A 665-nucleotide genomic window follows, 5' to 3' on the forward strand; every position below is an offset into this window, starting at 1 on the left:
TTATACGCTTCCCTGAGTTCATTATCCTCTTTCCTAAACACAGCAGCTCCGTAGCTCATAACACTTTTCCCGTCAATCTCCGGCTGTGTAAACGGCTTAGCCTCTTCCACTTTGGACTGGTCTGCTGATTCCACTGCTTCTCTAAGTGTCGCCTCCGTCATTACCGTTGCATCTACACGGCCAGAGCTTACCGCTGCAATGTTAGAGGAAATACTGTCCGCCGTTTCAATCTGATTATCTTTAACTCCAAGCTCTTTCAGGAACTCATGCTGATTCGCTCCCGCCATGATGGACACTTTCAAATCTGGATTTTTGGCGATGTCTTCATAACTGTGCAATTTCTTCGGATTCCCTTTCTGAACAGCCATGCCTTCCCCATAGCGGATCTCCACGTCGCCAAATGCCGCTTCTGCACAACGTTCAGGTCGGATGTCCATCCCAGCCGTAATAACATCAAAGCGTCCCGCTTGCAATGCCGGGATCAAAGAGCCAAATTCCGTCACTTCCCCTTCGACAGTGTCGATCCCCATCTCCTTGAAAACCGCTTTGGTGATTTCAGGTGCAACGCCTGTCACATTCCCGTCAGATGTTTTATAGCCATACGGTTTTTCATTTGCTACACCAAGCTTCACCTTGCCTTCTTTTTTCAGGCGATCAAGCGTGGA

General features: G+C 48.6%; 1 protein-coding gene. It reads right to left on the bottom strand.

Annotated features, from left to right (window positions below; all coding sequences use genetic code 11):
- Positions 1–665 (bottom strand): ectoine/hydroxyectoine ABC transporter substrate-binding protein EhuB (gene ehuB / locus H9631_RS22200; RefSeq protein ID WP_191816630.1); only part of this gene is annotated, 665 nt, incomplete at both ends.

Origin of the sequence: Bacillus norwichensis, from assembly GCF_014836955.1 — a bacterium.
In the GTDB taxonomy this organism is placed as follows: domain Bacteria; phylum Bacillota; class Bacilli; order Bacillales; family Bacillaceae_C; genus Siminovitchia; species Siminovitchia norwichensis.